The sequence below is a fragment of the Nonomuraea sp. NPDC003707 genome (genome assembly GCF_053587055.1).
This window is the reverse complement of sequence record NZ_JBSFNK010000075.1, coordinates 1-16,185: the sequence shown is the minus strand read 5'-3', so window position 1 is coordinate 16,185 and position 16,185 is coordinate 1. Positions and strand designations below refer to the sequence as shown.

Annotated in this window: 12 protein-coding genes and 1 pseudogene; 7 read left to right on the top strand and 6 right to left on the bottom strand. The window is 70.3% G+C overall.

Annotation, left to right across the window (positions count from 1 at the left end):
- The first annotated feature begins 195 nt into the window (after nucleotides 1-195).
- The 3 genes from ACWDRB_RS65230 (at nucleotide 196) to ACWDRB_RS65220 (ending at nucleotide 4,203) form a co-directional block, all read left to right on the top strand.
- Nucleotides 196-1,476, top strand: a complete 1,281-nt coding sequence (locus tag ACWDRB_RS65230) for an aspartate aminotransferase family protein (RefSeq protein WP_449912170.1) — start codon at nucleotides 196-198, stop codon at nucleotides 1,474-1,476.
- Complete coding sequence (locus ACWDRB_RS65225) at nucleotides 1,473-2,978, top strand: CoA-acylating methylmalonate-semialdehyde dehydrogenase (RefSeq protein ID WP_449912168.1); 1,506 nt, start codon at nucleotides 1,473-1,475, stop codon at nucleotides 2,976-2,978. The genes ACWDRB_RS65230 and ACWDRB_RS65225 overlap by 4 nt, the downstream gene beginning before the upstream one ends.
- Before the next feature lie 100 nt (nucleotides 2,979-3,078).
- Nucleotides 3,079-4,203 (top strand): extracellular solute-binding protein, encoded by a 1,125-nt coding sequence (locus ACWDRB_RS65220; RefSeq protein ID WP_449912166.1) that lies wholly within the window; start codon nucleotides 3,079-3,081, stop codon nucleotides 4,201-4,203.
- 125 nt (nucleotides 4,204-4,328) lie between these two features.
- Here ACWDRB_RS65220 and ACWDRB_RS65215 read toward each other — a convergent pair whose 3' ends face one another.
- On the bottom strand, nucleotides 4,329-4,529 hold the full coding sequence (locus ACWDRB_RS65215; protein ID WP_350724384.1) for a hypothetical protein: 201 nt from the start codon (nucleotides 4,527-4,529) through the stop codon (nucleotides 4,329-4,331).
- Between the two features lie 209 nt (nucleotides 4,530-4,738).
- Entirely contained in the window at nucleotides 4,739-6,067 is a 1,329-nt protein-coding gene (gene gabT / locus ACWDRB_RS65210) for a 4-aminobutyrate--2-oxoglutarate transaminase (protein ID WP_449912164.1), read from the bottom strand.
- Between the two features lie 124 nt (nucleotides 6,068-6,191).
- On the opposite strand from gabT, the gene ACWDRB_RS65205 reads away from it, so the two are divergent.
- On the top strand, nucleotides 6,192-7,682 hold the full coding sequence (locus ACWDRB_RS65205; protein WP_449912162.1) for a PucR family transcriptional regulator: 1,491 nt from the start codon (nucleotides 6,192-6,194) through the stop codon (nucleotides 7,680-7,682).
- Between the two features lie 4 nt (nucleotides 7,683-7,686).
- On the opposite strand, the gene ACWDRB_RS65200 is transcribed toward ACWDRB_RS65205, so the two are convergent.
- On the bottom strand, nucleotides 7,687-8,313 hold the full coding sequence (locus ACWDRB_RS65200; RefSeq protein ID WP_350724389.1) for a TetR/AcrR family transcriptional regulator: 627 nt from the start codon (nucleotides 8,311-8,313) through the stop codon (nucleotides 7,687-7,689).
- Nucleotides 8,314-8,609: 296 nt separating this feature from the next.
- Here ACWDRB_RS65200 and ACWDRB_RS65195 point away from each other — a divergent pair, with 296 nt between their 5' ends.
- Nucleotides 8,610-10,037: an aldehyde dehydrogenase family protein gene (locus ACWDRB_RS65195; RefSeq protein ID WP_363984859.1), complete on the top strand. Its 1,428-nt coding sequence runs from the start codon at nucleotides 8,610-8,612 to the stop codon at nucleotides 10,035-10,037.
- A gap of 234 nt (nucleotides 10,038-10,271) precedes the next feature.
- On the opposite strand, the gene ispG is transcribed toward ACWDRB_RS65195, so the two are convergent.
- Complete coding sequence (gene ispG, locus ACWDRB_RS65190; RefSeq protein ID WP_449912161.1) at nucleotides 10,272-11,435, bottom strand: flavodoxin-dependent (E)-4-hydroxy-3-methylbut-2-enyl-diphosphate synthase; 1,164 nt, start codon at nucleotides 11,433-11,435, stop codon at nucleotides 10,272-10,274.
- Nucleotides 11,436-11,474: 39 nt separating this feature from the next.
- A complete protein-coding gene (gene dxr, locus ACWDRB_RS65185) occupies nucleotides 11,475-12,653 on the bottom strand; it encodes a 1-deoxy-D-xylulose-5-phosphate reductoisomerase (protein WP_449912160.1) in 1,179 nt (392 codons plus the stop codon).
- 198 nt (nucleotides 12,654-12,851) lie between these two features.
- Here dxr and ACWDRB_RS65180 point away from each other — a divergent pair, with 198 nt between their 5' ends.
- Together ACWDRB_RS65180 and ACWDRB_RS65175 are read left to right on the top strand one after the other, a co-directional pair.
- Nucleotides 12,852-13,853, top strand: coding sequence for a trypsin-like serine peptidase (locus ACWDRB_RS65180; protein ID WP_449912159.1), 1,002 nt, complete (start codon nucleotides 12,852-12,854; stop codon nucleotides 13,851-13,853).
- 55 nt (nucleotides 13,854-13,908) lie between these two features.
- Nucleotides 13,909-15,051 (top strand): trypsin-like serine peptidase, encoded by a 1,143-nt coding sequence (locus tag ACWDRB_RS65175; RefSeq protein WP_449912157.1) that lies wholly within the window; start codon nucleotides 13,909-13,911, stop codon nucleotides 15,049-15,051.
- Nucleotides 15,052-15,233: 182 nt separating this feature from the next.
- Here ACWDRB_RS65175 and ACWDRB_RS65170 read toward each other — a convergent pair.
- A pseudogene (locus tag ACWDRB_RS65170) lies at nucleotides 15,234-15,701 on the bottom strand (RNA-guided endonuclease InsQ/TnpB family protein); the annotation flags it as partial.
- Nucleotides 15,702-16,185: the final 484 nt, after the last annotated feature.

Sequence of the window (16,185 nt, the reverse complement as noted above, 5' to 3'; positions counted from 1 at the left end):
GCCCGCCAGTGGTCATTCGCGGTGCCTCCGGCGGCGTAGTGGCCGCGTGCCGCGTACATCGCCAGGCGGACGGGACATCCCCTAAGGGGCGACTCTTGGGGAAGTCCAGGTAGTTTGCAGGGTGTAAGTGGATTTTTCCCTCCCCCGACACGTTGTAGCGCGGGGCTGAGGAGAAGAAAAGGGATACTCGGTAACATGTCGGAGCTACTCGCGCGCCATCGGGCAGTCATGCCCAACTGGCTGGCCCTCAACTACAACGACCCCATCGAGATCGTCAGCGGCAAGGGCAACCGTGTCATCGACGCAGACGGCAAGAGCTACCTGGACTTCTTCGCCGGAATCCTGACCAACATGATCGGGTACGACGTGCCCGAGGTGCGCGAGGCCGTCGAGCGCCAGATCGCCACCGGCGTGGTGCACACCAGCACCGTCTACCTGCTGCGCGGCCAGATCGAGCTGGCCGAGAAGATCGCGCGGGTCTCCGGCATCCCCGACGCCAAGGTCTTCTTCACCAACTCCGGCACCGAGGCCAACGAGACCGCCCTGCTCCTGGCCACGTACGCGCGCAAGACCGACCAGGTGCTCGCCATGCGGCAGAGCTACCACGGGCGCAGCTTCGGCACGATCGGCGTCACCTCCAACCGCTCCTGGAAGAACAACTCGCTCTCCCCGCTCAACGTGACCTTCCTGCACGGCGCCGACCGGCATCTCGCGCAGTTCAAGGGCATGTCGGACGCCGACTACATCCAGGCGTGCGTGGACGACCTGCGCCACGTGCTGGCCACCGCGGTCTCCAACGACGTGGCGGCGCTGATCGCCGAGCCGATCCAGGGCGTGGGCGGGTTCACGATGGCCCCCGACGGGCTGTTCGCCGCGTACAAGGAGGTCCTGGACGAGCAGGGCATCCTGTTCATCTCGGACGAGGTGCAGACCGGCTGGGGCCGTACGGGCAGCTCGTTCTTCGGCATCGGCAACCACGGCGTGACCCCCGACATGATGACCTTCGCCAAGGGGCTGGGCAACGGCTTCGCCGTCGGCGGCATCGTGGCGCGCGGCAACCTGATGGACGCCCCGCACGCCGTGGGCCTGGCCACGTTCGGCGGCAACCCGATCTCCATGGCCGCCGCCAACGCCACCCTCGACTACGTGCTCGACCGCGACCTGCAGGCCAACGCCGCACGTACGGGGGAGATCATCATCGGCGGCCTCAAGGAGGCCGCCAAGCGCCTGCCCGTGGTCAGGAGCGTGCGCGGCAAGGGCCTGATGTTCGCCGTCGAGCTGGAGAGCCCCGCCCAGGCCGCCCGCTTCATGGAGGAGACCAAGAAGGCGGGCCTGCTGGCGGGCAAGGGCGGCCTGTACGGGACCGCCATCCGCATGGCCCCGCCCCTGACCCTTACGGTGGACGAGGCCGTCGAGGGTCTCGGCATCATCGTGACCGCTCTGGAAACCATCAACGCAGAGGCAGCAGCTCAGTGAAGTCCGTCAAGCACTGGATCGACGGAGCGCTCGCGGACGGGGACTCCCGCGCCGCCGAGCTCTTCAACCCCGCGACCGGGGAGGTCAGCGGCCACGTGGCGCTGGCCTCCGCGGCCGACGTGGACGCGGCCGTGGCCGCCGCCGTCGCGGCCTTCCCCGCCTGGCGGGACGCGTCGCTGGTCAAGCGGGCGCAGGTGCTGTTCCGCTTCCGCGAGCTCATGTACGCGCACCGCGACGAGCTGGCCGCGCTGATCTCCGCCGAGCACGGCAAGGTCCACTCCGACGCGCTCGGCGAGGTGGCCCGCGGCCTGGAGGTCGTGGAGTTCGCCTGCGGGATCCCCCACCTGCTCAAGGGCGGCTTCTCCGAGGGCGTCTCGACCAGGGTCGACTCCTACTCGATCCGCCAGCCGCTGGGCGTCGTGGCCGGCATCACGCCGTTCAACTTCCCGGCCATGGTGCCGATGTGGATGTACCCGGTCGCGATCGCGTGCGGGAACGCCTTCGTGCTCAAGCCGTCGGAGAAGGACCCGTCGGCCTCGCTGCTCATGGCGCGGCTCTGGAAGGAGGCCGGGCTGCCCGACGGCGTCTTCAACGTCGTGCAGGGCGACAAGGTCGCCGTGGACCGGCTGCTGGAGCACCCCGACGTGCGCGCGGTGTCGTTCGTCGGCTCCACCCCGATCGCCAAGTACGTCTACGAGACCGGCACCGCGCACGGCAAGCGCGTGCAGGCCCTCGGCGGCGCCAAGAACCACATGCTCGTGCTCCCGGACGCCGACCTCGACCTGGTGGCGGACTCGGCGGTGTCGGCGGGGTTCGGCTCGGCGGGGGAGCGGTGCATGGCGATCTCCGTCGTGCTGGCCGTGGACCCGATCGGCGACGAGCTCGTCCAGAAGATCGTCGAGCGGGTGGACCAGCTGGTGATCGGCCCCGGCGACGACCCGAAGTCCCAGATGGGGCCGCTCGTCACCGAGGTGCACCGCGACAAGGTCGCCTCCTACCTTGACCTCGGCGTCGAGGAGGGCGCGAAGCTGGTCGTGGACGGCCGCGAGACGGCCGTGCTCGGCGGCGGCAAGGCCGCGGAGACGCCCGGCTTCTGGCTCGGCCCGACCCTGCTCGACCACGTCCGGCCGGGCACGCGGACGCACACGGACGAGATCTTCGGGCCGGTCCTGTCGATCGTGCGGGTGTCCTCGTACGAGGAGGGCCTGGAGATCATCAACGGCGGCCTGTACGGCAACGGCACCGCGATCTTCACCAACGACGGCGGCGCGGCCCGGCGCTTCCAGAACGAGGTCGAGGTCGGCATGGTCGGCATCAACGTGCCCATCCCGGTGCCGATGGCCTTCTACAGCTTCGGCGGCTGGAAGTCCTCGCTCTTCGGCGACACCCACGTGCACGGTACCGAGGGCGTGCACTTCTACACCCGCGGCAAGGTCGTCACCTCGCGCTGGCTCGACCCCTCGCACGGCGGCGTGAACCTCGGCTTCCCCACGAACAAGTAGGCGTGCCACGCCCGGGGCGGGCGGGACGAGCGTCCCTCCCGCCCCACTCCCCGGTAAGCTCCAGCACACGGACCCAGCACATGGGGACAGGGGGGACATCGTGAATCGTCGTCGTCGTGGTTATGCCCTGGCGCTCGCCGCGTCGGCGCTGATCGCAGGCATGGGCGCGGCCCGTCCGACCCCCACCCCCACGCTTACGCGCACTGCCAGCCCCACCCCCACGCCGAGCGCGACGCAGAGCGACGGCACGCTCCAGATCCTCACCTACCGCGGTTACGCCGAGTACGGCGGCACCAGTCCCAAGGTCAACTGGGTCGGCGACTTCGAGAAGGAGACCGGCTGCCGGATCGCCAAGCTCGACACCGTGCAGAGCGCGAAGGAGATGGAGGAGTTCTCCCGCCAGCGGGCGTACGACATCATCTCGGCCGGGCCCGTGCTGGCCGCCAAGCTGATCGAGGACAAGCTGGCGCAGCCCATCGACCCGGCCAAGGTGAGCGGCTACGACGACATCGACAAGCGCTTCCGTGACATGTCCACCGTGTCCGGCAAGGTGTACGGGGTGCCGTACCTGTGGGGCTATCACGAGTTCATCTACGACTCGACCAAGGTCAAGGGCGATCTCCAGCAGGCGTTCGCCTCCGACCGGGTGGCGCTCAAGGACAGCCCGCTGACGATCGCCGACGCCGCGCTGGCCGACGGCTCGGCGAAGGATCCGTACGAGCTGACCCAGGGCCAGCTCGACGGCGCGGTGGCGCTGCTCGAGCAGAGCAAGGGGCGCACGTACTGGCGCAGCCCGATCGACCTGGTGCAGGGGTTCGCGACCGGGTCGCTCGACTATGCCCAGGCCACCCCGTACTACCGCCTTCTCCTGCAGAAGGCCGGAAAGCCGGTCAAGGCGCTCCAGACGCCCGAGACGACCGGGTGGGTGGACTCCTGGATGCTCGGCGCGAACGTCCCCGACACCACCTGCGCCTACCGGTGGCTCAACTGGGTGACCGCGGCGAACGCGCAGCGCGACGCCGCCGCCTGGGTGGGGCTGGCCCCGGCCAACGCCAAGGCGTGCAAGGGGCGGGCCAAGCCGATGTGCGACCTGTACGGGAGAGGCAAGAAGCTCGACCGGGTCGCTTTCGCCGTACAGCCTCCGGGGGATTGCCGGGCGGATGGCGGGGAATGTACTGATTACGCCACTTGGGACAAAAGGTGGACAGCGCTGCTCGCCAAGTGAGCGAGGCCGGCGATCGCCGCCTGTGACAGTGCCGCGGGCGCGCCCGTTCCCCCCTGGGCGCGGCCTGCAAGGGACGCCCCGGGCCTTCCCCCCCGTCCCGGGGCGTCTCGTCAGAGCGCGCTCGCTCAGCGGGACGGGAAGGCCACCACGGTCGACTTGGGTGTGGGCAGAAGGGCCTCGGCGCAGTCGCCACAGGCCAGGACCGACGAGTCGTCGGGCAGGCGCCCCACGCGCACGCGGGGTCGCGGCCATCTCTTGTGACAGACGACGCAGGCGTCGCCCTCGCGCTGGGCCCAGGTCAGGCCTTCAGGGTCGAACGTCAACATACTCCGCGCCGTTCTGGTCGGACTCCAGCTCATCATGCTTCCTGCAGTCATCGCCCATCCGTATACCGGAACCGTTATAACCCTGACCGTGGCCGTGAGTGTCCTGCTGAGCGTCAAGTCAGGGTGAATTCTCTACCCGAGCGACGCCACTTACACCACAAAATCGGGCATCCAGCCGCAAGCCGGATGCCCGATTGGTGGGGTTTGTTCTAGAGTTCCGCGATCGCCTTCTCCAGGATTCCGAGGCCCTCCTCAAGAAGGTGCTCGGGGATGACGAGCGGGGGCAGGAAGCGCAGGACGTTCCCGTACGTGCCCGCGGTCAGGACCAGCAGGCCCTCGGCGTGGCAGCGCTTGACGATCTCCTGGACGGCGGTGGGGTTCGGCTCCTTGGTGCCCGGCTCGACCAGCTCGATCGCGATCATCGCGCCCCGGCCGCGGACGTCGCCGATCACGTCGAAGCGCTCCTGCAGGGTCTTGAGGCGGGGGATCATGATCTCGCCGATCCGGCGGGCCTTCGCGACGAGGTCCTCCTCCTCGATGGTCTCCAGCACGCCGAGCGCGGCCTCGCAGGCCAGGGGGTTACCGCCGTACGTGCCGCCGAGGCCGCCGGCGTGCACCTTGTCCATGATCTCCGCGCGCCCGGTCACGGCGGCCAGCGGCAGGCCGCCCGCGATGCCCTTGGCCGTGGTGATGATGTCCGGTACGACGCCCTCGTCCTCGCAGGCGAACAGATCGCCCGTCCGGGCGAAGCCGGTCTGCACCTCGTCGGCCACGAACACGATGCCGTTGGCCTTGCAGAACTCCGCGATGCGCGGCAGGAAGCCCCTGGCCGGCTCGATGAACCCACCCTCGCCCGCGATCGGCTCGATCACCACGGCGGCCACGTTGCCCGGGCCGATCTGCTTGGTGATCATGTCGATGGCCTGGGCCGCGGCCTCCTCGGCGCAGTTCTCGGGGCCGGTGGGCCAGCGGTACGGGTACGCCAGCGGCACCCGGTACACCTCGGGCGCGAACGGGCCGAAGCCGTGCTTGTACGGCATGTTCTTGGCCGTCAGCGTCATCGTGAGCAGCGTGCGGCCGTGGTAGCCGTGGTCGAACACGACGACGGCCTGCCTGCCCGTCGCGTGCCTGGCGATCTTGACCGCGTTCTCCACGGCCTCGGCGCCCGAGTTCACCAGGAACGTGCGCTTCTCGTGCTCACCCGGGGTCAGCTCGTTGAGCTTCTCGCACACCCGGACGTACGACTCGTACGGGGTGACCATGAAACAGGTGTGGGTGAAGTCGGCGACCTGCTTCTGGACGCGTTCGACGACCTTGGGCGCGGCGTTGCCCACGTTGGTCACGGCGATGCCGGAACCGAAGTCGATCAGCGAGTTCCCGTCGGCGTCCTGCACCACGCCGCCGCCGGCGCGGGTGACGAAGACCGGCAGCGTGGTGCCGATGCCGGGCGGGACGGCGGCCTGCTTGCGGGCCAGCAATTCCTGCGACTTGGGGCCTGGGATCGCGGTCACGACGCGCCGCTCCTGGGGAATGCTCATGATTCGACGCTACGGCGGGCTCCCACCTGCGCCGATACGTCGATATGTCACACTGAAGGTGGTCGTCTTTGCCGGAATGGACAAATTTCGTATGCCACCTACGCTCCGGACCGTCGTACGCCGCATGAGGCTCCGGCCGGTGGCCGGAATTCCCGGCCATGGGGCCCGCGGCGTGCTGGACGCCGCGGTGCGCTGGGTGGCGGTCAGCGAGCTCGCGGACCCGACGCCGTACCTGGAGGGCGGGGAACTCCTCCTCACCACGGGCATGCGGATGGAAGGCGACCAGTCCCAGTATGTCGCCCGCCTCGTGGCTCGCGGCGTCGCCGGGCTGGGCTTCGGGGTCGGCGTCTCGCACGAGGAGGTGCCCCCGGCCCTGGTGACCGCCGCCGAGGAGGCGGGGCTGCCGCTGTTCGAGGTGCCGCGCGAGACCCCGTTCATCGCGATCGGCAAGGGGGTCAGCGAGCTGCTGGCGGCCGAGCAGTACGACGAGATCAGCCGCGCCTTCGCCGCCCAGGGCCGCCTGACGCGGGCGGCGCTCCGGCCGGAGGGCATGCACGCGGTGATCGACCGGCTCGCCAAGGAGGTCGGGGGGTGGGCCGCGCTGCTGGACGAGGCGGGGGAGGTCCGCCATGCCACGCGCGGGGCCAACACGGACGCCGTCGTCTCCGAGCTCTCCCGCCTCCGCACCGCCACCCGCCCCCCTGAGCCCCGCCTCCTGGAGCCCGGCGGTGGTGGGCTGCTGCCCGCGAGCCTGGCGTTGTCGGGGCCGGGGGAGCACATCGTGGTGCAGCCGCTGGGCGGCGGTGCGCGGCCGCGCGGCTTCTTCGCCGTCGGGGCCGGCCGGCCCTTCTCGCCCGTCACCCACACGGTGATCAACGCCGCGGGATCCCTGCTCACGCTGGCGCTGGAGCAGGGCAGGACCCAGTTGGAGGCCGCGCGGCGGGCCCGCTCCGCCGTACTGGAGCTGCTGCTGTCGGGCGCGGGGGAGCAGGCGCGGGCGGTGCTGGGGCCGCTCGGCGGGCGGCTCCCTGAGGAGCCGCTGGCGGTGCTGGCGGCGGGCGCCGACGCGCTGGAGGCGCTGGAGCCGCTCGCGTTCGCGGCGCTGCTCACCGACGAGGGCGCCGAACCCGCATCCTCAGCGGCCGTCGCCCTCGTGCCCGACACCGTGGCGGAGAAGGTGGCGCTGGAGGCGGACGCGCCGGTGGGCGTGAGCCTGCCGTGCGGTTACGCCCCCGAGGGCCTGAACGGCGCGCTGGACCAGGCGAGGCGCGCCCTGGCGGCGGCACTGGGGAAGGGGCACGGCCGGGTGGTGAAGTTCGGGGAGCTGGCCGGGCAGGGGTTGCTCGGGCTGCTCGACCGGGCCGCCGCCCAGGCGTTCGCCGCCGCGCTGCTGGCCCCGCTCACCGCGTACGGGTCCCGGGCCGACCTGGTCGAGTCGCTACGCGCGTACCTCGACAGCAACGGCCACTGGGACGCGGCGGCGCAGCGGCTCGGCGTGCACCGCCACACCCTGCGTTACCGCATGAAACGTGTCACCGAGCTGCTGGGCCGTGACCTCGACGATCCGGGCGTGCGCGCCGAGCTGTGGCTCGCGCTCGAAGCCGTCCGCCGATGACGCGCTAATCCTGCTTCTCCACCCGGTAGCAGCAGATGGTCGCCGTCGTCACCGCTTCGTACGTGCGCCCGTCGCGCAGGTGACCGGCGCGTTCCAAGCTGATGGCCCCCTGGGCCGCCGCCCACAGCGCGTCCGCGATCTTGCGGGGCTGGGTCGGGACCAGGTAGCCGGCGGAGATGCAGTCGGCGATCACCCGGTCGAGGATGTTCAGGGCGGCGCGGGCCAGGGTCCTGGCGCGCTCGCTGGGTTCGAAACCGGGGATCGCCCGCTCGAACATCAGACTGTAGTAACCGGGCTCCGACAGGCACGCCTGGCGGTACGCGGGCCCGAGCGCGCTCAGGTGCTCGAACGGGTTGCGCCGCGTCGGCACCGCCTCCAGAAAGCGTCGAAACCGCTCGAACCCCTCCAGGTAGAGCGCCTCCGCCAGCCCTTCCCTGTTGCCGAACATCGTGTAGATGACGGTCGTCGTGCATCCCGCCTCGACCGCGATCCGGCGCATGGTCAGGCTCTCCGGCCCGTCGCTCTCGAGGAGGTTCACCGCCACGTCGAGGAGACGGGAGCGAAGTTCGTCGTGGGTGGCGCGCTCACCCAGCAGGTAGGCGCCTTGCAGCCCCAGCGGGGCCGAACTCATGAGGCCTCCTTTGCAGCCAAGGAGCAGCTATGCGTCCTTGTGACCTCACGCTGTTCGGTCACGGGGCCCACGCCTTTCTCAGATCGGGGGCCCGCCGCGCTGGAGACCCGCAAACGATGACTTAGCCATGGCGGAGATCGCTCAAACCACTCCGCATGGTAAACATCCCGAATTGGGTCTACTTCTGTTACATCATGGGTATACCAGGGGGCTTGTACTTAACGGTGAGCCCTGGTGGGAGTCTTGTGCACCATGGTGTAAATCCCCCATCTCCAGCTTGGCATAACGTCATGTGTATGGACGTGCGTACCTTCTGGCTGGCCGGCCGCGCCGCGACCGGGGACTCCGAGCTCACTGTGACCAACCCCGATGACGGCCGCGTGGTCGGGCGGCACTCCGTACCGACAGATGCCCAGGTCGAAGAGGCCATCGCGACCGCGCACGCGGTGGCGCGGGAGGCCGCCGCGCTGCCCGTGCACGTGCGGGCCGAGGCGCTGGCCCACGTGTCGCGCCGGCTCGCCGAGCGGGCCGACGAGATCGCCCACCTGATCACGGCCGAGAACGGCAAGCCGATCTTCTGGGCGCGCGGCGAGGTCAACCGCGCCGTCGCCACGTTCCGCTTCGCCGCCGAGGAGGCCCGCCGCTGGTCCGGCGACGTGCAGCGGCTCGACACCGAGCCCGCCGCGGCCGGGCGGCTGGCGTACGTCTCGCGCGTCCCTTACGGGCCCGTCCTGGCGATCACCCCGTTCAACTTCCCGCTGAACCTGGTCGCCCACAAGGTCGCCCCCGCCATCGCCGTCGGCGCCCCCGTCATCGTCAAGCCCGCCCCCGCCACGCCGCTCTCCTCGCTCGTGCTCGGCGAGATCCTGGCGGAGACGGACCTGCCCGCGGGGATGTTCTCGGTGCTGCCGATCGAGAACGAGCGCGCCTCCGCGCTCGTCCAGGACCCCCGGCTCCCGGTGGTGTCGTTCACGGGCTCCGCGCCCGTCGGGTACGCCATCGCCGACCAGGTCCCGCGCAAGCATGTGACGCTCGAACTCGGTGGCAACGCCGCCGCCGTCGTGCTGTCCGACGCCGACCTCGACTGGGCCGCGCAGCGCATCGCCCTCTTCTCCAACTACCAGGCCGGCCAGAGCTGCATCGCCGTGCAGCGGGTCATCGTCGAGCAGCCCGTGTACGACGCCTTCGTCGAGCGCCTCCTCCCGGCCGTCTCCGGCCTCGTCACCGGCGACCCGGCGGACGAGAAGACCCAGGTGGGCCCGCTGGTCTCGGAGGCCGCCGCGAAGCGCGTGGAGCAGTGGGTCGAGGAGGCCGTCGCCGCGGGCGCCCGCGTCCTGGCCGGCGGCACCCGCGAGGGCGCCACGATCGCCCCGACCGTGCTCGCCGACGTCCCGCACGACGCCAAGGTGGCGTGCGAGGAGGTCTTCGGCCCCGTCATGATCCTCCAGCGCGCCGCCTCGATCGACGAGGCCTACGCGATGGTCAACGACTCGAAGTACGGCCTGCAGGCCGGGGTGTTCACCCGCTCCCTGGACGCCGCCTTCCGGGCGAACCGGGAGCTGGAGGTGGGCGGCGTGATCATCGGCGACGTCCCCTCGTACCGGGCCGACCAGATGCCGTACGGCGGGGTGAAGGACTCGGGGATCGGACGCGAGGGTCTCCACTCGGCGATGGAGGACCTCACGTACGAGAAGGTCATGGTGCTCACGGGCCTGACGCTCTAGCGCCCTGCCCCCTTCCCAACCCACGAGCCCCGCACCTCCGGCCACCCGCCCGGGGCCTGCGGGGCTCACGCTTCACCCCGACCACCGGGCGCCTTCGCGGCGGCCGTGGGACGGCGGGGCTCGGTGTCCCTGAGGCGCCGGTGTGCGTCTCAGCTGGTCGCGTGTTCGGGACGCCGGGTTGGGTGACTCTCCGGGTGCGACGGCGCGCCCACGGCGGGGGTGAGGGGCGGTGGGTCAGCTGACGATGACCTGGGGGCCGGAGTCGTCGTCGAGGTCGACGTCGACGCCCATCTCCTCGGCCAGCCGGAGCGCCTCCTCGATCAGGGTCTCCACGATCTGCGACTCCGGCACCGTCTTGATGACCTCGCCCTTGACGAAGATCTGCCCCTTGCCGTTGCCCGAGGCCACCCCCAGGTCCGCCTCCCGGGCCTCCCCGGGACCGTTGACGACGCAGCCCATCACGGCCACCCGCAGCGGCACCTTCAGGCCCTCCAGCCCGGCGTGCACCTGGTCGGCGAGGGTGTAGACGTCCACCTGGGCCCGGCCGCACGACGGGCAGGAGACGATCTCCAGGCCGCGCTCGCGCAGCCCGAGCGACTCCAGGATCTGGGTGCCGACCTTGACCTCCTCCACCGGAGGCGCGGAGAGGGAGACGCGGATCGTGTCGCCGATGCCCTCCGCCAGCAGCGCGCCGAAGGCGACGGAGGACTTGATGGTCCCCTGGAAGGCGGGGCCGGCCTCGGTGACGCCCAGGTGGAGCGGGTAGTCGCACTTGGCGGCGAGCAGCCGGTACGCGTTGATCATCACGACCGGGTCGTTGTGCTTGACCGAGATCTTGATGTCACGGAACCCGTGCTCCTCGAACAGCGAGCACTCCCAGAGCGCCGACTCCACCAGGGCCTCGGGCGTGGCCTTGCCGTACTTCTGGAGCAGGCGCGGGTCGAGCGACCCGGCGTTGACGCCGATGCGGATCGGCACCCCGTGGTCGGCCGCCGCCCGGGCGATCTCGCCCACCTTGTCGTCGAATTTCTTGATGTTGCCGGGGTTGACCCGAACCGCCGCGCAGCCCGCCTCGATGGCGGCGAAGACGTACTTCGGCTGGAAGTGGATGTCGGCGATGACCGGGATCTGCGACTTCTTGGCGATGATCGGCAGCGCGTCGGCGTCGTCCTGGGACGGCACGGCCACGCGTACGATCTGGCAGCCGGACGCCGTGAGCTCCGCGATCTGCTGCAACGTGGCGTTGACGTCGGCGGTCACCGTGGTCGTCATCGACTGCACCGAGACGGGTGCGTCGCCGCCCACGGGGACGCTGCCGACCATGATCTGGCGAGAGTGTCGGCGTTCGGCGAGCGGCTTGGGACGGACCGTCGGGATGCCGAGAGCTACAGAAGACATTTCAACCCTTACTGTGACGACGGTTTCCAGTCTAGGTAGTCAGCGGGACAGCTCGACCGCGCGGGCCCGGGCCCAGGCGTCGGCCGCGAGCACCTCCTCGACCGAGTCGGCCGGGGTGACCTGGTGCTCCTCGACCACCTTGGCCACGGTGTCGACGATCGCAAGGAACGGCAGCTCGCCCCGCATGAACGCGTCGAGGCACGCCTCGTTGGCCGCGTTGTAGACGGCGGGCGCGGTGCCGCCCTCGCCGCCGACGTGCCTGGCGAGCGCGACGGAGGGGAACGCGACGTCGTCGAGGGGTTCGAACGTCCACGTGTGCGCCTTGGTCCAGTCGATGGCCCGTGCCGCACCCGGGATGCGGCGGGGGTGGCTGAGCGCGAGCGCGATCGGCAGCCGCATGTCGGGCGGGCTGGCCTGGGCCACGGTCGAGCCGTCGACGTATTCCACCATGGAGTGGATGATCGACTGGGGGTGGACCACGACCTCAATGCGGTCGAAACCCAAGTCGAACAGCAGGTGCGCCTCGATGACCTCCAGCCCCTTGTTGACCAGGGTGGCGGAGTTGATCGTGATGACCGGGCCCATCGACCAGGTGGGGTGGGCCAGCGCCATCTCGGGCGTGACGCCGGACATCTCCTCGCGCTTCATCCCCCGGAACGGCCCGCCGCTCGCGGTGATCACGAGCTGCTTGACGCTGTCGGGGTCGTAGCCGTCGGGGCCCGAGGCCCACAGGCACTGCTGCACCGCCGAGTGCTCGGAGTCGACCGGGAGGATCTGGCCGGGCTTGGCGAGCCGCTTGACCAGCGGGCCGCCGATGATCAGGGACTCCTTGTTGGCCAGCGCGAGGGTCCTGCCCGCCTCCAGCGCGACCAGGGTGGAGGTCAGCCCGAGCGCGCCGGTGATGCCGTTGAGCACCGTGTCGCACTGCCAGGCCGCCACCTCCGCGACCCCTTCGGGCCCGCCCAGCACCGTGGGCTTCGCACCGTGCGCGGACAGCGCGTCCTTCAGCTCGGGCACGGCCGCCGCGTCGGCCACCGCGACCACCTCGACGCCGAACGTCGCCGCCTGCCTGGCCAGCAGGTCGACCCGCCCGCCGCCCGCCGCCAGCCCGGCGACCTTGAAGCCGCCGGGGTTGGCGGCGATGACATCGAGGGCCTGGGTGCCGACGGAGCCGGTGGAGCCGAGCACCACGACGGATCGGAGGGTCTCTTCTTGCACCTGTCCATTGTCCCCGCTGCAGGGCGCGCTCGGGCACGCGGCACCGACCGCGTCGAAATCCCAGCACTTATGTGACCCGAGATAACGCAGTGAATTAATGCCGGAATGCGGCTATATCGGTATGCGCAAATCTTGAGAAATCCGGATATTGCTACGGCTACCTTCCGTACCCCAGGTCCGGTTTTCGGGAGGTACGTAATGCACCGCGCAGTCGTTCTGCTTTCCATCCTCACCCTCACCGCCGGCGGCGCCGTCCTGCTGCCCGCCGGTGGGGCGCAGGCCGGCGTACAGATGCGGCCCAAACCCGCCCAGTACGCGGCGGCGGACACCGCGTCCGAGCAGCGGCAGGTCCTGACGTACTGGACCGAGCAGCGGATGGAGGCGGCCCAGCCGCTGGACGCGCCCGGCCCGAAGAAGGGGGCGAAGACGGCGCTGGGAGAGCCTGCCGAGGGCACCCCGTGGACGGCGCCGCCCACCGGGGCGACGCGTGCCGGGGCGGAGCTGCAGTCGGCCCGGTCGTCCGGCGAGCCGTGGACCGGCTCCGGCGCGGTCGTGAAGACCACCGGCCGGATCTTCTTCACCACGCAGGGGCGCAACGCGTCCTGCTCGGGTTCGGCGGTGACCAGCGCGAACAAGAGCGTGGTCCTGACCGCCGGCCACTGCGTCAAGCTGAACGGAACGTTCCACACGAACTGGGTCTTCGTGCCCGGCTACAACAACGGCAACCGCCCGTCGGGCACCTGGGCGGCCACGAAACTGCTGACCACGCAGCAGTGGAACGCGAGCGAGGACATCAACTTCGACGTCGCCGCCGCCGTCGTCGCGCCGCTGGAGGGCAAGGCGCTGGTGGACGTCGTGGGTGGCCAGGGTGTCGCGTTCAACCAGGGGAGAAGGCAGCAGATGTACGGGTTCGGCTACCCGGCGGCGGCGCCGTACGACGGCTCGAAGCTCATCTACTGCAGCGGTCGGACCTTCGACGACTTCCTCGCGAGCGAGGACCACGGCCTGACCTGCAACATGACCGGCGGGTCCAGCGGCGGGCCCTGGATGCTGAATTTCAACGAGTCGACCGGCCTCGGCACCCAGAATTCGGTCAACAGCTTCAAATACAACTTCGCCCCCAACTGGATGTTCGGCCCATATTTCGGGAACGAGGCGCAGAGCGTCTACCAAGCGGCACAGAGCACCAACGCACTCTGAGGTATTTACCGAAAGTAGTCACAAGAACACATCTCGTAGTGCAGACTCGGGGGGCATGACCTTGAGCACCCCCCTGCTAGCGGCCGCCCCGCTTCTGGCGGGGCTGATCGGGCCCGCCCTCCTCGGTGCGGCCCCCGGCCAGCAGCAGGCCGATCCACCCGACCACAGGGCGATGCGTCACCAGATAGTCGAGCACGTGGCCGCCCGCACCACCGCCGAGCAGCGGCGCGTGCTCGACTACTGGACGCCGGAGCGCATGGCCAAGGCGCTGCCGATCGACCTGCTGGACAGCGTGACGGACGGCGCGGGCCTGCTGAGCGGCGTGACGGAGCACACGGAGATACGCACCGCTCCTGACGTGTCGAGCCGGCGCCTGACTCCGCGAGGCGACGGCGTGACCACGGGCGTGTCGGGTGACGGCCTGGCCGCCTGGCTGTGGGGCCGCACGCCCCGGCACCAGGCGGCGGCGGTCCGGAGGGACCAGGGGGGCGCGGCCAAGCGGCCGGAGACCAACACGGTCGGCTCGCGCTGGATCACCGGCGGCGCCGTGGCCAGGACCACGGGCCGCGTCTTCCTGACCGTGCGCGGGGCGGACTTCGTCTGCTCGGCCAGCACCGTACGCAGCGCCAACAGGGACGTCGTGGTCACCGCCGGGCACTGCGTCAAGGACGGCGCGGGCGGGTGGGCCGCCAACTGGACGTTCGTCCCGGCGTACGGGATGGGCGGGGCGCAGCGGTTCGGGCAGTACGCGGCCCGCCGCATGTTCGTCGCCGGGCCTTGGTCGAGCCGTGGCGACGACAACTTCGACGTGGGCATGGTGGCGCTGGCCACGTCCGGCGGCAGGCACGTGGCCGACGTGGTGGGCACGCAGGAGATCGCCTTCAACGCCGCTCGCGGGGGTCAGGTGTTCGGCTTCGGCTACCCGGCCGACCCGCCGTACGACGGGCATCACCTGGTCTACTGCGCGGGGCGGCTGCGGGCCGACCCGTACGGGCAGAGCCGCGATCAGGGGGTGGGCTGCGAGATGACGGCGGGATCGAGCGGGGGGCCGTGGATGACCACGTTCGACCTGGCCACGGGCAAGGGGACGATCACGTCGGTGAGCAGCTTCAAGTACAGCGACGACCAGCGCACCATGTACGGCCCGTACTTCGGCGACGCCACCAAGGCCCTGTTCGACACGGCCGAACACGCGTAGCCCAGGCAGATCGGCGTTCCCCGCGTCGGGGGTTCCCGCTTCACAGCCGACCGCCCACTCGAGGTGGGTCTTACACCGGCTCCACCGGGACGGCCAATGCCGTCCCGCCCGGTCTCCCGGGGGGCGTTTTCCGTCTCCCCGCAACTCTGGGCGACGTTGGCCGCGATGGCGGCCAGGTTGCGTGCGGCATTCTCGTCCCGGTCGAGGATGAGACCGCAGGCGGCGCATGCGTAGGTACGTTCCGACAGAGCGAGCTTGGCTCTCACCGCGCCACAGCCGGAACAGGTCTTGGAGGAGGCGAACCAACGGTCGGCCACGACGAGCCTGCCGCCTCTCCAGGTGGTCTTGTAGGCGAGCTGACGCCGTACCTCGGCCATGCCGACATCGGCGATGGCGCGGGCCAGGCAGCGGTTCGCGAGCATTCCCGACACGTTGAGATCTTCAACCACGACCGTGCCGTAGGTGGCGGCTAGGCGGCTAGTGAGCTTGTGCAGGCCGTCGCGCCGTCGGCCCGCCACCCGCGCATGCGTCTTGCCGAGCGCTGCTTTGGTCGTGCGCCAGCGGGCCGACGCCTCGCCTCTGCTCCCGTTCGGGGTGCGGGGGCCCTGGCGGCGGGCCAGTTCCCTGTTCAGTCTGCGTAGCTTTCGCAGTGCTGCCCCGTGGTGCGAGGTTCTTCACCCCTAGATCCATCCCCACCACGGCGTCAGGGCATGCGGTGGTGCGGTCTCCTCGATCGATCTCGCAGGTGAAGGAGACGAACCACCGGCCGCCCTCGTACCGAATGGTGCCCGACATGATCCGGCCCGTGCCGCGTTCCAGGTGCCGGGCGAGCTTGCGGGTCGACTCTGCGGTGCGGATGGTGCCCAGCCGGGGCAGCGTCACATGGCGGCGGTCGGCCTCCAGGCGGATGGTGCCGGTAGTGAACCGGCACGACAGCGCGGCGCGGTGCTTGGACTTGAACCGGGGAAACCCCAGCGCTCTGCCTTTCCGTTCGCCTCTGCGGGATGCCGACCGGTTCTTCAGTGCTCGCGCCAGGGCATCTAGACGAGTAAGTCCGATCTCCGGTCAGTGGTCGTAGGCGGTCAGTGACCGGGTGATCGGGGCGTTGGTTGCGTGGTTGTGCCAGATCGCGGC

Coding starts and splice junctions, on each gene's coding strand:
- ACWDRB_RS65175 (WP_449912157.1), top strand. CDS start 13,909: ATGACCTTGAGCACCCCCCTGCTAGCGGCCGCCCCGCTTCTGGCGGGG.
- ACWDRB_RS65205 (WP_449912162.1), top strand. CDS start 6,192: ATGAGGCTCCGGCCGGTGGCCGGAATTCCCGGCCATGGGGCCCGCGGC.
- ACWDRB_RS65215 (WP_350724384.1), bottom strand. CDS start 4,529: ATGTTGACGTTCGACCCTGAAGGCCTGACCTGGGCCCAGCGCGAGGGC.
- gabT (WP_449912164.1), bottom strand. CDS start 6,067: ATGAGCATTCCCCAGGAGCGGCGCGTCGTGACCGCGATCCCAGGCCCC.
- ACWDRB_RS65200 (WP_350724389.1), bottom strand. CDS start 8,313: ATGAGTTCGGCCCCGCTGGGGCTGCAAGGCGCCTACCTGCTGGGTGAG.
- ispG (WP_449912161.1), bottom strand. CDS start 11,435: ATGTCTTCTGTAGCTCTCGGCATCCCGACGGTCCGTCCCAAGCCGCTC.
- ACWDRB_RS65195 (WP_363984859.1), top strand. CDS start 8,610: ATGGACGTGCGTACCTTCTGGCTGGCCGGCCGCGCCGCGACCGGGGAC.
- ACWDRB_RS65230 (WP_449912170.1), top strand. CDS start 196: ATGTCGGAGCTACTCGCGCGCCATCGGGCAGTCATGCCCAACTGGCTG.
- ACWDRB_RS65180 (WP_449912159.1), top strand. CDS start 12,852: ATGCACCGCGCAGTCGTTCTGCTTTCCATCCTCACCCTCACCGCCGGC.